Annotated in this window: 13 protein-coding genes and 1 pseudogene; 4 read left to right on the forward strand and 10 right to left on the reverse strand. The window is 72.5% G+C overall.

Translation table 11 applies throughout. The features are described 5' to 3' along the window. Positions 1-48: 48 nt before the first annotated feature. Together ABZS66_RS13195 and ABZS66_RS13200 are read right to left on the reverse strand one after the other, a co-directional pair. Positions 49-2,376, reverse strand: a complete 2,328-nt coding sequence (locus tag ABZS66_RS13195; protein WP_354757346.1) for an ABC transporter permease — start codon at positions 2,374-2,376, stop codon at positions 49-51. Continuing rightward, positions 2,370-3,044, reverse strand: coding sequence for an ABC transporter ATP-binding protein (locus ABZS66_RS13200; protein ID WP_354757347.1), 675 nt, complete (start codon positions 3,042-3,044; stop codon positions 2,370-2,372). The genes ABZS66_RS13195 and ABZS66_RS13200 overlap by 7 nt, the downstream gene beginning before the upstream one ends. Positions 3,045-3,211: 167 nt before the next feature. On the opposite strand from ABZS66_RS13200, the gene ABZS66_RS13205 reads away from it, so the two are divergent. Both ABZS66_RS13205 and ABZS66_RS13210 read left to right on the forward strand, forming a co-directional pair. Beyond that, complete coding sequence (locus ABZS66_RS13205; protein ID WP_354757348.1) at positions 3,212-4,420, forward strand: sensor histidine kinase; 1,209 nt, start codon at positions 3,212-3,214, stop codon at positions 4,418-4,420. Continuing rightward, positions 4,417-5,070 carry a response regulator transcription factor gene (locus ABZS66_RS13210; protein WP_354757349.1) on the forward strand — a complete coding sequence of 218 codons (654 nt, stop codon included), beginning with the start codon at positions 4,417-4,419 and terminating at the stop codon, positions 5,068-5,070. Before ABZS66_RS13205 ends, ABZS66_RS13210 begins: the two co-directional genes overlap by 4 nt. On the opposite strand, the gene ABZS66_RS13215 is transcribed toward ABZS66_RS13210, so the two are convergent. From ABZS66_RS13215 to ABZS66_RS13230, 4 genes are all read right to left on the reverse strand, one after another. Next, the gene (locus ABZS66_RS13215; protein WP_354757350.1) at positions 5,046-5,957 is read right to left on the reverse strand and encodes an alpha/beta fold hydrolase; all 912 of its coding nucleotides are present in this window, start codon (positions 5,955-5,957) and stop codon (positions 5,046-5,048) included. The two genes, ABZS66_RS13210 and ABZS66_RS13215, sit on opposite strands and share 25 nt — an antisense overlap. Before the next feature lie 256 nt (positions 5,958-6,213). Beyond that, positions 6,214-7,686: a HAMP domain-containing sensor histidine kinase gene (locus ABZS66_RS13220; RefSeq protein WP_354757351.1), complete on the reverse strand. Its 1,473-nt coding sequence runs from the start codon at positions 7,684-7,686 to the stop codon at positions 6,214-6,216. Further along, positions 7,683-8,378 (reverse strand): response regulator transcription factor, encoded by a 696-nt coding sequence (locus ABZS66_RS13225; RefSeq protein ID WP_354757352.1) that lies wholly within the window; start codon positions 8,376-8,378, stop codon positions 7,683-7,685. Before ABZS66_RS13225 ends, ABZS66_RS13220 begins: the two co-directional genes overlap by 4 nt. 32 nt (positions 8,379-8,410) lie before the next feature. Next, on the reverse strand, positions 8,411-9,400 hold the full coding sequence (locus ABZS66_RS13230; RefSeq protein WP_354757353.1) for a hypothetical protein: 990 nt from the start codon (positions 9,398-9,400) through the stop codon (positions 8,411-8,413). 3 nt (positions 9,401-9,403) lie between these two features. On the opposite strand from ABZS66_RS13230, the gene ABZS66_RS13235 reads away from it, so the two are divergent. Further along, positions 9,404-9,718: a hypothetical protein gene (locus tag ABZS66_RS13235; RefSeq protein WP_354757354.1), complete on the forward strand. Its 315-nt coding sequence runs from the start codon at positions 9,404-9,406 to the stop codon at positions 9,716-9,718. Here the strand turns inward: ABZS66_RS13235 and ABZS66_RS13240 are convergent. From ABZS66_RS13240 to ABZS66_RS13250, 3 genes are all read right to left on the reverse strand, one after another. Continuing rightward, complete coding sequence (locus ABZS66_RS13240) at positions 9,715-9,858, reverse strand: hypothetical protein (protein ID WP_354757355.1); 144 nt, start codon at positions 9,856-9,858, stop codon at positions 9,715-9,717. The genes ABZS66_RS13235 and ABZS66_RS13240 overlap by 4 nt on opposite strands. Positions 9,859-9,938: 80 nt before the next feature. Beyond that, a complete protein-coding gene (locus ABZS66_RS13245; protein WP_354757356.1) occupies positions 9,939-10,217 on the reverse strand; it encodes a hypothetical protein in 279 nt (92 codons plus the stop codon). 114 nt (positions 10,218-10,331) lie between these two features. Further along, positions 10,332-11,543, reverse strand: a complete 1,212-nt coding sequence (locus ABZS66_RS13250) for a phytase (protein ID WP_354757357.1) — start codon at positions 11,541-11,543, stop codon at positions 10,332-10,334. A gap of 89 nt (positions 11,544-11,632) precedes the next feature. On the opposite strand from ABZS66_RS13250, the gene ABZS66_RS13255 reads away from it, so the two are divergent. Continuing rightward, on the forward strand, positions 11,633-12,691 hold the full coding sequence (locus ABZS66_RS13255) for a phosphatase domain-containing protein (protein ID WP_354757358.1): 1,059 nt from the start codon (positions 11,633-11,635) through the stop codon (positions 12,689-12,691). Between the two features lie 51 nt (positions 12,692-12,742). Here the strand turns inward: ABZS66_RS13255 and ABZS66_RS13260 are convergent. After that, positions 12,743-13,291: pseudogene (locus tag ABZS66_RS13260) on the reverse strand (DUF998 domain-containing protein); the annotation flags it as partial. Between the last annotated feature and the right edge of the window lie 14 nt (positions 13,292-13,305).

Here is a 13,305-nt window from a genome sequence, read left to right on the forward strand (position 1 = left end):
CCCGTGGCCTCCACGGGCTGGGCTACGGCTTCGTCCGGGCCTTGGCGGTCAGCTGATCAGGCGGTTGGTGTCCACCCAGGCGCGTCGGCTGGTCGCCACCCCGGCCAGCATCGCGAGCAGCAGGCACAGCCCGACCACGCCGGCGACCACCGTCCACGGCACGACCAGGGCGACCGGGGCGCCGACCTGCTCGCTCAGCCCGGACCGGATGCTCAGCAGAGCACCGAACGCAACCGCCCCGCCGAGCACCGCGCCGATCAGGACGACCAGCGACGACTCGGCCAAGACGAACCCGGTCACCTGCCGCCGGGTCGCCCCCGTCAGCCGCAGCACCCGCAGGTCGGGCGCCCGCCCGGCCGCCGCCATGAGCAGCGTGTTCGCCACCGCGATCGCCCCATAACCAGCCGACACCCCGATCAGCAGCAGCGTGAACACCCAGACCAGCCGGTCCTCCTCGGCATCCGCCTCGGCCGCCCAGGTCGCCACGTCGACGACCCGCGCCCCCGTGCCCGCCGGCACCTCGACCCGCTCGGCGAGCTGGATCGCGGGCGTCAGCGCCGACGGATCGTGCCGCCGCACGGTATCCCGCGCCACCAGGAACTCGACCGGCAGCGATCCGTCCGGCTCCACGGCTGTGACCCGGAGCGTCACCTGCGTGCCGTCCGCGAAGACGACCGGGAACGTCTCACCGACCCGTCGCCCCGACCCCGCCAGTACGACCACGCCGTCGCCGGTCAGGTCGGGCCGGTCGACGCCGGCCACCGACCGCGCCTCGACCTTGTTCCCCACATCGACGTACGCCGTCGTCGGCAGCAACGCCAGACCGGGCACCGCGGCGACAACCGCCTCGCTGAGGCCCGGCACACCGTCCTGCGGCACCACCGTCCAGCCAGCGTCGGCATCGGCCGCCCGACCTGTCGCGTACGCCTCCGTCGACGTGCGGACCATGCCTGCGACCAGCACCGCGAACGCCACGGTGAGCAGCACCGGCGCCGCCGTCGAAGCCGTCCGCCGGGCGGCCGTCAGCGCGCTCTCCCGCACCAGCAGCCCGACCGCGCCGCCCTTGGTGCGCACCGGCAGGCGGCACAGCCGCACGATCGGCGGCACCGCGGCCGGCGCGAGCACCGTCACCCCGGTGACCAGTGCCATGGCGCCGTACAGGGCGAAGGTTGCGCCGTTCTGCGCCTCATCGGTCGCAGCGGTACCGATGGCCAGCGCGATCCCCACCGCGAGCAGTACGCCGCCGAGGACCCACCGGGCCCACCCCATCGGCCGCTGCTCCACGGCAGCCTCGCGCAGCGCCTCCAACGGCCGCACCCGCGCGGCCCGCCGGGCCGCCGACCATGCGCCGAGCACGGCCACCACCGGCCCGACCGCGAGGGAGACCAGCACCGGCCAGACCTCGAACCGGACCTCGAACGTCGCCGGCTCCAACCGGGCGCCGACGAGGATCCGCCCCACGGCGGGCGCGAGCACGGCCCCCGCCAGCAGCCCGGCGACCGAGCCGATCGCCCCGACGGCGAGCGCCTCGCCCAGCACCATGCGCCGGACCTGCCCGGGCGTCGCGCCGATCGCCCGGAGCAGGCCGAGCTCGCGGCGTCGCTGCCCGACCGTGAACGCGAACGTCGACGCCACCACGAACACCGTCACGAACCCGCCGAGCGCTGCGGTGCCGGTGAGCACCTGCATGCCGATCCAGCGCAGCCGGGCGTCGGCCCGCGGCTCCAGTGCACCCCGCCCGTCGCCGGTGAGCACCCGGCCGCCCGTGCCGACGACGTCGCGCACACCGGCGGCGACCCGGTCCGCGTCGGCGCCGGACTCGAGCCGGAGCTCGATCGCGCGAACACCTGGCGCCAGTTCGGCGGCGACGTCATCCGCGACGAAGATCAGCGGTGCGTCGACGACACCCGTCACGATGTACCGCTGCGGTCCGCTCGCCGTCAGCAGTGTGATCGCCGTGCCCGGTGCGGCACCGATTTGTTCGCCGACGACGACCTCGCCGGGCCGGGCCGGGGGCGCTCCCGCGGTGAGCTTCAGGTCGCCGAGCCGCGCGCTCGACCAGGCGTGCCCCTCGGGCGTGGTCTCTTCATGGCCGGACACCTGGGCGTAGAAGGTGCGGTCGGGCACCGCCTCCGCGACCCCGGGCAGGGCGGCCAGCCGGGCGGCGAGGGCCGCGGCGTCGGCCGACGACCAGGGCCGCGCCGGCGGGAAGGGTATGCCCGGCGTGCCGGCCTCCGGCCCGGCCACCACGATCGGCGTCGCCGCGAACCGGTCCGGCACCCTGGCCCGGCCGGACGCCAGCAGCAGCGTCGAAGCCGCCACGAGGGCCACACCGATCACGACCGCGACGAACGCGCCGGTGACCCGCCTCAGCATGAGACGACCCGTCCGTCGGCGAGGGTCACGATCCGGTCGGCGTAGTCCGCCGCTTCGGAGTCGTGGGTGACCATCACGACTGTCAGGTCGTGCTCGTCGACGAGGGCCCGCAGCAGCTGCAGCACCTGCTTCGAGGTGACGCTGTCGAGCGCCCCGGTCGGCTCGTCGGCGAAGATCACGGCCGGCCGGCTGATCAGCGCCCGGGCGACCGCCACCCGCTGCTGCTCGCCGCCCGACAGCTCGCTCGGGCGGTGCCCGGCCCGGCCGGCCAGGCCGACGGCGTCGAGTGCTGACGTCACCTCGGCCGCGGGTGGCCGCCGCCCGGCGAGCCGCAGCGGGAGCGCGACGTTCTGCTCGGCGGTGAGCGCGGACACCAGGTTGAACGCCTGGAACACGAAGCCGATCCGATCGCGCCGCAGCCTGGTCAACGCATCCTCACTGAGGCCGTTGAGCCGGGTGCCGTCGATGCTCACCGTGCCGGAGGCCGGGCGGTCGAGCCCGGCGGCGCAATGCAGCAGTGTCGACTTGCCGGAGCCGGACGGCCCCATCACCGCGGCGAACCGGCCGCGCTCGAACGTCACCGAGACTCCGTCGAGCGCGGTCACCTGCCGGGTGCCGGTGCCGAACACGGCCCGGACGTCCTGCAGGACCACCGTCTGTGTCGTCATGGCGGCCACTGTCCCGCGATCGGGTGCCGCTCCGCGTCGGACTGCAATGGACACTTTTCGATCAACCCAGGGTCGGACTTCGGGGCTTCAGAACCCTCGAAGTCATACCTGGGGATGACGGATCTGGAGCCGACGCGCCGGCCCGGCCCGGCAGCTACCGTCGACGCGTGGTTCACGCCCTGCTGCTTCGCAAGCCCCGACGGGCCGAGCGCTATGTGATCGACGCACTCCTCGCGGCGATCGCGATGCTGCTCTGTCTGTATGCGGCAAGGGCCGAGCCGGAGGCCGGCAACCCCCAGGAGTCCGTCTGGTTGTCGGTGCTCGTCGCCGCAGCCGTCGGTCTGCCCGTGGCGGTTCGCCGGTGGTCGCCGCGGGCCGTCGCCGGAGCCGTCAGTCTCGCCGCCGCGGTGGCGCTGGTGTCGGGGATCATCCCGTCGTTCGCCGCGGTCGCACCCTCCTATGCCGTGATCCTGGTGCTCTACACGCTCGGGGCCGACGTGCCGCGCCGCCAGTCGTGGCCGGTCGCCGCGGCCTGTGTCGCCCTGGTGCTCGCGTCGCTGGCCGGCGGTGACGTGTTGTGGCCGGCCACGGAGCTGGGCGGTGGACAGTGGCTGTGGTCGGTGACCACGTCGGTCGGCTATGCCGTCCTCGTCATCGGGCCGGCCTATGCGATCGGTTATGTGGTGCGGGTGGCCCGGCAGCAGAATCAGCGGGCGGCCCAGCAGGCGGTCCGGCAGGCCGCCACCGACGAACGGCTCCGGGTGGCCCGCGAGCTGCACGACGTCATCGCCCACACGATGACGCTCATCGTGGTGCAGGCGTCCGTCGGCAACCACGTCGCCGACGTGAGCCCGGAGGAGGCCCGGCGAGCGCTGCAGGCGATCGAGCAGACCGGGCGGACCGCGATGGCGGAGGTCCGGCGGGTGCTCGACGTGCTGCGCGAGGACGGCCCGGGCGCATCCGGCGGGCAGCCGCACGGGCTCGACGACCTGGCGGACCTGGTCGAGCGGGCCGCTGTCGGCGGCGTCGACGTCCGCCTCGACGTGCGCCGCGACGGCGGAGCGGGCAAGGCGTCGACCGAGGTGCCGGCGGACATAGCCTTGGCCGTGTATCGGATTGTGCAGGAGGCGGTGACCAACGTGGTCAAGCACGCGGCGCCCACCCCGTGCCGCGTCGACGTCCATGTGGGGCCCGCCGAGGTCCGGGTCGAGGTGACCGACGAGGGCACCCGCCCGCCCACGGTCAGCCTTGCCGGCCACGGCCTGATCGGCATGCGGGAGCGGACCGCACTGCATGGCGGCGAGTTCCGGGCCGGTCCACGGCCCGACGGCGGATTCGCGGTGGTTGCGAGCCTTCCGTATGGCGGTGGCCGATGATCCGGGTGCTCATTGCCGACGACCAGGCTCTGCTGCGGGGCAGTTTCCGGGTGCTGGTGGACCTGAGCGGCGACTGCGTCACGGTCGGCGAGGCCGGCACCGGCGACGAGGCGGTCGCCCTGGCCGTCGAGCACCGCCCCGACGTGGTCCTGATGGACGTGCGCATGCCCGACATGGACGGCATCGAGGCCACCCGGCGCATCTGCGCCGACCCGACGATGGCCGGCACGCACGTGCTGATCCTGACGACGTTCGATCTCGACGAGTATGTCTTCGGTGCGCTGCGCGCCGGGGCCAGCGGTTTCCTGCTGAAGGACACTCCGCCGGTCGAGCTGCTCAACGGCATCCGCGTCGTTGCCGGCGGCGAGGGCCTGCTGGCGCCGTCGGTGACCGGCCGCTTGATCTCGGAGTTCGCGAATCGGGCTCAGCCGGCCCGCCCGGTGACCCGCCACCTCGACGGCGTAACCGACCGGGAGCGGGAGGTGCTGATGCTGGTCGGCCGAGGCCTGTCCAACGGCGAGATCGCCGACCACCTGCACCTCAGCCTGGCCACCGTGAAGACCCACGTGGGCAGGCTCCTGGGCAAGCTCGGTGCCCGCGACCGGGCTCAGCTCGTGATCGTGGCCTACGAGACGGGGCTGGTCCCATGATCAAGAAACCGCCCGAGCGCCGCCACCAGCTCCTCCGGCGCGTCCTCCGCCAGATGGCGACCACCGTCGGCGCCACCGTGGATGCCAACCGACCGAACGTCCTCACACCACGGCCGCCAGCCCGCCGCCGAGTTACTCCGCCCGCCCCCTTCGGCCCAGACGACGAGCACCGGCCGAAAGAACCGCCTCCTCACCGACCCGGCGGAGGTTGCCACCGGGACCGGGTTGGAGGCGGCAGCGCCGGAAGCGGGAGCTGCGAAAGGCGCGGCGGGGCGTGCGGACGCGGCGGCGGGAGCGGCAGCGACGGAAGGCGCGGCGGCGGGAGCCGCAGTGGTGGAAGGGGCGGTGACGGGAGCAGACGCGGCGGCAGCGGAAGGCGCGGCGGCGGGAGCAGACGCAGCGCGAGCGGACGCAGCGGAAGGCGCGGCGGGAGCGGACGCAGCGGGAGGCGTACCGGTGGGGGTGGGCGGCGCTGAGGTGGGCGGCGCTGAGGTGGGCGGTGCGGTGGTGGCGGGGGGTTCGGCGTCGAGGAGGGCCAGGCGTTCGACCAGCGTTGGGTGGGTGAGGGCGAGGTGGAGAGCGAGGTGGGCGGCGGGGCCGTAGCCGGCGACCGAGAACTCGTCGTGGCCCAGGGACTTCATCAGCGCTACGCAGTCGAGGGCGGTCTCGTGGTTGTCGCGGGACGGGTCCGGGAGGTCGGGGCAGACGACCGTGAACTGCTTGGCCAGCAGGGGTGCTACCCGGTGCCAGGTGGTGTGTGGCCGGTCGGGTCCGTGGAGGAGGAGCACCGCAGGGCCGTGGCCGCTGTGCTGGAAGCGCAGCGTGACGTCCCACAGGTCGACCCGGCCTGGCCGGAAGCCATCGAACACACTCTCTCCATACCCCACTGTCGGCCTGAGCGCACGGCACGTCGGCCACTACTTCAACATGCGAGGTGGTGAAGTGAAGGGTGGGCGCGCCGGGTGCTAAACGGCGCGCGGGGTGAAGTGAACAGGTGAGCCTACGGCGATGCCGGCGCGGTTTGCCTTGTTCGAGCGGCTGGTCCGGCTTGTGAGCCTCCCCGCCGACGGTCGCCGAGAGGAGCGCGGGAACGTTGCGGCCGGGGGCAGGGCCGCGACGGCCGCCGGGGCACGGCCGCCCGGGTCAGGGCTTTGCCAGCGGGAGGGTTACGCGGAAGGTCGCGCCCTCGCCCGGGGCCGTGCGGAGTGTTACCTCGCCGCCGTGGGCGTGGACCAGCGCGGCGACGATTGACAGGCCCAGGCCTGAGCCGCCCAGCGCGCGGGTGCGGGATGGGTCGGTGCGGTAGAAGCGTTCGAACACGCGGGCCGCGTCCTCCGGCGTCATGCCGGGGCCGTTGTCCGAGACCTCCAGGACTGCCTTGCCGGGCTCCGTGCCCACGAAGACCGTCACTTCAGTGCCGGGTGGGGTGTGGTGCAGGGCGTTCGACAGGAGGTTCTGGAGCACCTGGCGGAGGCGGGCCTCGTCGCCGATGACCAGGGCCGGCTCCACGTCCGCGTCGTCGTCGTCGCTGCTTGCCGTGCGCAAGCGTAGGCGGTGGTCGGCGGCCGTCACCCGGGCGTCGATCAAGGCGTCGGTGGCCAGGGTCAGGAGGTCGACCGGCCGCTTTTCCAGCGGGCGTTGCTGGTCCATGCGGGCCAGCAGGAGCAGGTCGTCGACGAGCAGGCCCATGCGGGTGGCGTGGTGCTCGATCCGGCCGATCGTCTCGTCCCCGTGGCCCGACTGGCGGTGGAGCTCGGCGAAGCCGCGGATCGACGTCAGGGGAGTGCGCAGCTCGTGCGACGCGTCGGCGACGAAGCGGCGCATGCGCTGCTCCGAGGCGAGGGCGGCTTCTTCCGAGGCGCGGCGCTCGTCGAAGGCCGTCTCGATCTGGCCCAGCATCGTGTTCAGGGCGGTCGACAGGCCGCCGACCTCGGTGCGCGGGTCGGCGTACGGCACGCGGCGGGTCAGGTCGCCGGCCGCGATCGCCTCCGCGGTCTCCTCGACCTCGACCAGCGGGCGCAGGCTGGAGCGGACCAGCAGGTACGCGACCACGGCCAGCAGGAGCAGGACGCCGGCGCCGACGGTGGCGCTGACCCAGATCTGCTGGTTGACCGTTTTATCCACCTCGTCCAGGCTGAACCCGACGACCACGACGGTCGGGTCGTGGTTCGGGCCGCCCGGCGGCGGGACGACGGTGACCAGGAGCCGCCAGTTGGGGCCGTCGTCGTTGGAGGACGGCACCGTCGTGTAGAAGGGCTTGTCAGTGCCGATCGTCGTCTCGCCGATGAGGTTGACGGCATTGGCCGGCACCTTCGGGTTGGACGTGGCGCTGTACCCCTGCTGGAAGTCGGCTTGCCGGATGGCACCGGTATCGAGGTCGACGCAGCCGACGTAGTAGCCCTGCGGCAGCTTGGGGCCGCGCATGTACGTTCCGGGAGGACTGGAGCGGCAGGCGTCGGCCGCCCGGTCGGCGCTGTTCTTGAGCTGCTCGTCGAGGCGGTCGCTGAGGTAGTGCTGGGTGTTGTAGACGCCGACCGCGCTGGTCATCACCAGCGCGAGCGCGAGCAGGACGAGCATCAGCCCGACGAGCTTGATGCGCAGGGGCAGAGCTTTCATGTCCGGGGCATGCGCAGCGAGTAGCCCACACCGCGCAGCGTCTGCAGGAGGCGCGGCTCGGTGGTGTCGATCTTCTTGCGCAGGTAGGAGACGTACGACTCGACGACGCCGGCGTCACCGCCGAAGTCGTACTGCCAGACGTGGTCGAGGATCTGGGCCTTGGAGAGCACCCGGCTCGGGTTGGTCATGAAGTACCGCAGCAGCTTGAACTCCGTCGGTGACAGCTGCACCTCCTGTCCGGCCTTGAACACCTCATGGGTGTCCTCGTCCAGCTCGATGTCGGCGAAGGACAGCCGCGACGACTGCGCCTGCGCGCCGCCGGCGGGGTCGGCGACCCGGCGCAGGACGGCCTGGATGCGGGCCAGGATCTCGGACAGGCTGAACGGCTTGGTGACGTAGTCGTCGCCGCCCAGCGTGAGGCCCTTGATCTTGTCCTCGGTCGCGTCGCGCGCGGTCAGGAACAGCACGGGGACGCGGGTGCCCTCACCGCGCAGCTTGCGCAGCACCTCGAAGCCGTCGAGCTCGGGCATCATGACGTCGAGCAGGATCATGTCCGGGCGGAAGCGGCGCGCCTCCTCCATCGCCTGCCGGCCGCTCGTCGCGCTCGCGACGTCGTAGCCGTGGTACTTCAGGCTCGCGGAGAGCAGCTCGACGATGTCGGGCTCGTCGTCGACCACAAGCAGCCGCGTCATGATTCGCTCCAGATAGCGTCAGAGTTCCCTTGTCATGTCGAGACTGCCGCCGGTTGCTGACCTCTGGGTGCGGTTTTCCTGAAAACCGGCTGTGAACCGACTGCGACGAGCATCGCCAGCAGCACCGGAAACTCCAGATATGCGTGGTACGAGGCGAACGCGCTGTACAGCGCCCGGCCCGAGGCGTAGTCGATCACGAACAGCACGGAGAGCGCGCCACCCAGCAGGCCGCCCAGTGCCCAGGCCCGCCACCCGCGCAGCCACGGCGCCCGCGCCTCGAAGGCCCTGGCGGCATCCGGGGCGTGACGAGGCAGGAACCAGACCCACACGAAATAGTGCATAGTCTGTAAAAAGGCAAAAACCGCCAAAAACCGCGCGCCGACCTCGACGGAGACGCCCGGCGGCGAGCTGACCGCCATGATCCGGGAGGGGGCGCCGGCGAACGCCGCGACCGTCGAAGACCGCACGTCGCCGAACAGCGGATCCGCGAACCCGGCCAGCAGCAACAACGGAATCACCAGCACCCAGGCCACCTGGGTCCAGCGAAACCAGGACCGCGCGACCGGACGCAGCGCGGCGGCCCACTCCCAGAGGAAGAACAGCGGCACCACGTTGTGCAGGTGGGCAAGGACGACGAAGTGGTACCCCGGCCAGGCCAGCGAGACCGCGGTGGCGGCCACCAGCACCGCCCCGGCGGCGCCCAGCCGCCGGCCCCGCAGCGCGTGCGCGCAGCCCGCGGCCAGCACGCCGTACCCGATCAGGATCTCCGCGTAGCGAGCCGGCTGCCCGACGAACATCGCCGCGATCCGGCACAGCACGATCGCGCTGATCAACCCGAGCAGCACCGCGAGGAACCGGCCGTTCAGGACCGGAGCGAACCGACCGGTGACGTACCGCAGCTCCAGCACGTTGTGCAGCACGCCGAACGCGATCAGCCCGAGGACCGCGGTCGCGAGCGGCGCCCGCAGCGCCACGGCGAGCGCGGCGCAGGCCGCCGCGACGAACAGGAGGCTAGCCTTCATGCGGTGCTCACCGCGCTCGCGCTGACCCTGCTGGTCGAGGTGCCGCTGTACACGGCGGCGCTGGCCGGCACGCGGCTCGCCGAGTGGCGCCGGGCGGCCACCCTCGGCCTGTTCGTCAACCTGCTGACGCACCCGGTGCTGTGGTGGTACCTCGCGCCGCGCCCCTCGGTGACCCGCTTCTGGGCCGCCGAGGCGGTGGTGGTCCTGGTGGAGGCCGCGGTGCTGGCCGTCGCCGTCCGGCGGGACCGCACCCTGCTGCTCGTCGTCAGCCTGGGCGCGAACGCGTGCTCGGTCCTCATGGGACTGCTGCTGCTCTAGGAGCGCCGGGACCGGCGTACCAGCCAGACGACCAGCACGACGACGGCGGCGAGCACCGCGATGCACACGAGGGCGACGACGACGGCGGTGCCCGCGAGGAACTCGGGTTCAGGCGCCGCGTCGGCCAGCACGATCTCCATCCCGGGAGTGTGCCGCCCGGGATACCCGACGTAAAGATGTCAGTGGCTGGTCGAGGCCGAAGGGCGTGAAGGACTGAGCATCAAGCGGCGCGCAGCGCGTGGATCGCCCGCACGACCTTGCTCCCCTTGGCCGGGTAGGCGGCGCGGACCTGGGCCAGCGCCCACGCCATCCGCGCGACCGCCGTGTCCGGGTGGTCGCCGAACTCGCTCGCGACCCGCGCGGCACAACCCTGAATGCCGATCCGCCGCAGCATGCCGGCGATCGCCGTGCGGACTTCCGCGCTGGCCGGGCTCTCCGACGACTGCAGTGTCGAAGCGAACAGCGCCTCGGCCCGAACGGCCTCGAACGTCGTTGCCATTTCGCACCTCCGTGCGCCCTCTGGCGGAACACCCTGATGTGTTCCTGATGACATTCACGCTAAGAGCGTTCCGCCAGTTCGGGCTCACGGTTTCATGCCACCGTCAGCTTCTGGTCACCTACGGTTGAACACCGCGCCGGCATCGAGGAACTTGAAGTTGGTGGTCTCCCGCGACGGGTCGGTCGGGGTCTCCTCGCCGTCGTGGACCACGAGCAGCCCGTTCGGGTAGCCGGGCAGCGGCGTCGAGACGACCGCGGCACCGTCGCAGTGCTCGGCACCGTCGATCTTCCGGCCGGCGACGACCGCGAGGCGGCCCAGCGGCCGGTTGGTGAGCCGGTCGTAGGTGTAGAACGTGCTGTCGCCCTGGCTGGAGACGAGCAGCGTGCCGCTCAGCGGGCCGGTCTGGTAGATCGTGAGGCCCTCGACGTCGGCCGCGATCCGCCCGCCGAAGCCGGGGTCGGCGGCGTAGTCGACGACGCAGTCCTCCTCCTCGGCGTCGTACGTCGCCGGGATGCCGAACTCCTTCACCCGCTCGACCGACTGCGCCGAGCCGCGGAACTTCCCGCCCCAGACCGGGATCTTCCAGAGGCCGACCTTCTCCTGGGCCAGGTACGCGATCCGGGTCGTCGGGTCGACCACGGTGCCCTCGACCTGCGGGCCGTCGCCCGGGTCGTTGCAGGGCGACCACGTCGTGCGGTTCGGCAGCGTGAACGTCGACGGGAGCGTCAGCGCGTCGACCTTGCGGTACGACACGGAGGAGCGGTTGGTAATGATCTTGAACAGGCCGACCTCGGGCGTGCTGCGGCGGCTGACCACCGCGTAGAGCGTGCCGTCGGTGTCGCGGAACAGCCCGAGCCCGTAGGCGGTGCGCTGGTCCTCGACCTCGGCCTGGTCGGCGCTGAACGCGAGGGGCACGTCGGCGGCGGTGACGTCGACGAGCCGGCCGCGCTTGGCGTCGACCCGGTAGAAGCGCAGCTTGTCGAGGCCGCGGTCGGTCACCACGACCAGGTCGCCGATGAGGTCGACGTTGTTGAAGCGGCCGTCCGGCGGCGTGGCGATCGCCTGCCGCTCGCGGCCCTTCAGGTCGTAGACCCGCAGGCCGCCGTTCTTCGCGGTGGCGATGACCAGGCTCGCGCCACGGTCCGCCGGGTTGACCCAGATGGCCGGGTCGTCGGCGTTGGCGTCGCCGCCCGCCTCGTCGTCGTAGAGCGCGGGCGTCTCCACTGTCGCCCGCACCTCCTTGAGCCCCGCCGCGTGCGCGGTGCCCGGGATGATGGTGAGCAGGGTGCCGGCGGCCAGCGCCGTCACGGTCAGCATCCGTCGCATTCCGGCAACCTAGGAGAGCCGCACCGCCCCCAGGCGAACGTCAGGTGTACTTCTGGGCGCAGGGCCCGACGCTGTGACAGGGTGGGCCGGTGTCGTTGATCCCCGAGGGTGCTTCGAGTGCGCCGCTGCACCGGGCCGCCCGCATCGAGGACGCCATCCACAACGTCCTCGAGCGGCGGCTGCGGCGGCGGGGCTGGACGGTTGCCGTCACGGCGTACACCGGCTACGGCGCGAGCGCCACGCCCGACAAGCCCGGCTGGGTGCGGGTGCTCGGCCGGGTGCTGCTCGCCCGGGTCGACCCGAAGCCGGGCAAGCGGCTGAAGAAGCTGCGCGGGTGGCGGTCGTTCGCCACGGTCTCGGTCAAGGACGCGCTGGTGCAGATCGAGGCCGGTGGCAGCACGACCGAGGTCATGTGCGACCGGGGCGGCTTCATCGACACCGTGATCGAGGCCGACCTGGCCCCCGGCTGGACCACCGTGACCCTGCGCAGCGGCGACAGCGCCCCGGTCGAGGCCCCGGTGCGCATCGTCGACCCGGCCGCGACCTTCGGCATCATCTCCGACATCGACGACACGGTCATGGTGACGGCGCTGCCCCGGCCGCTGCTCGCGGCCTGGAACACGTTCGTGCTCGACGAGCACGCCCGCGCGTCCGTGCCCGGCATGGCGGTGCTCTACGAGCGGCTGGTCAACGCCAACCCCGGCGCGCCCGTGTTCTACCTGTCGACCGGCGCCTGGAACGTCGCCGCCACGCTCACCCGCTTCCTCGGGCGGCACCTCTACCCGGCCGGCCCGCTGCTGCTCACCGACTGGGGCCCGCAGCCGGACCGCTTCTTCCGCAGCGGCCAGGCCCACAAACGCGCGTCGCTGGATCGGCTGGCCGAGGAGTTCCCGAACATCCGCTGGCTGCTCGTCGGCGACGACGGCCAGCACGACCCGGAGATCTACGCCGAGTTCGTCGCCGAGCACCCCGACAGCGTGGCCGCCGTGGCGATCCGCCACCTGTCACCGACGCAGGCCGTGCTGGCCGGTGCCTTCCCGAGCCCGGCCGACAGCTCCAAGCGCGTCCCCTCCGACGCCCAGCGCTGGCTCCGCGCCCCCGACGGCGCCGGCCTCTGGCGCCTGCTGCGGGACACCGAGATTCTTTAGTGCCAGACCTGACCAATTTGGTCGGGGCCTATCGGCTCTTGACCCGACTAGTACCAGCAGTGCCGTCTCGGCGGCGAGCAGGAGGCGCTCGGCGAGGCCGATGAGCATCCGGTCGCCGAGGAATGCCGACCACACCATCGCGAGGGCGAAGGCGGCGCTCAGCACCACCGCGCCCCGGATGCGGCGGGCGTCACGCAGGCGCCCGGCGAGGACCCAGCCGGCGATCGGCAGCGCCACGAACGCCGCGACCGAGGCGTAGCGGTGCACCGAACCGGCCACGCTCAGCGCCAGCCCCGGCTCGTCGGTCGGCACCAGCGCGGCCACGGCCAGCCCGGCCGCCCACACCCCGAACAGCGCGGTCACCCAGCCGCCGGCCCGCACGCCGGAGCGGCGCAGCGCCATCAGCAGCACCAGCGAGGCGGCCGCCATCACGATCATGGCCACGTCGGTCACCCCGCCGCGGTCGGAGACGGCGAAGTCGCTGACCGTCAGCGCCCACGGATCGAGGCCGTCGTTGGGATCGACATGCCCGTCGACCACGAGGACCGCCGCGAGGGCAAAGCCGGAAAGAGCCAGAAACTGCAGATGTCGTACCGCCACAGCTCATGCTGGCG

The sequence above is a fragment of the Dactylosporangium sp. NPDC005572 genome (assembly GCF_040605515.1).
Taxonomy (GTDB): Bacteria; Actinomycetota; Actinomycetes; order Mycobacteriales; family Micromonosporaceae; genus Dactylosporangium.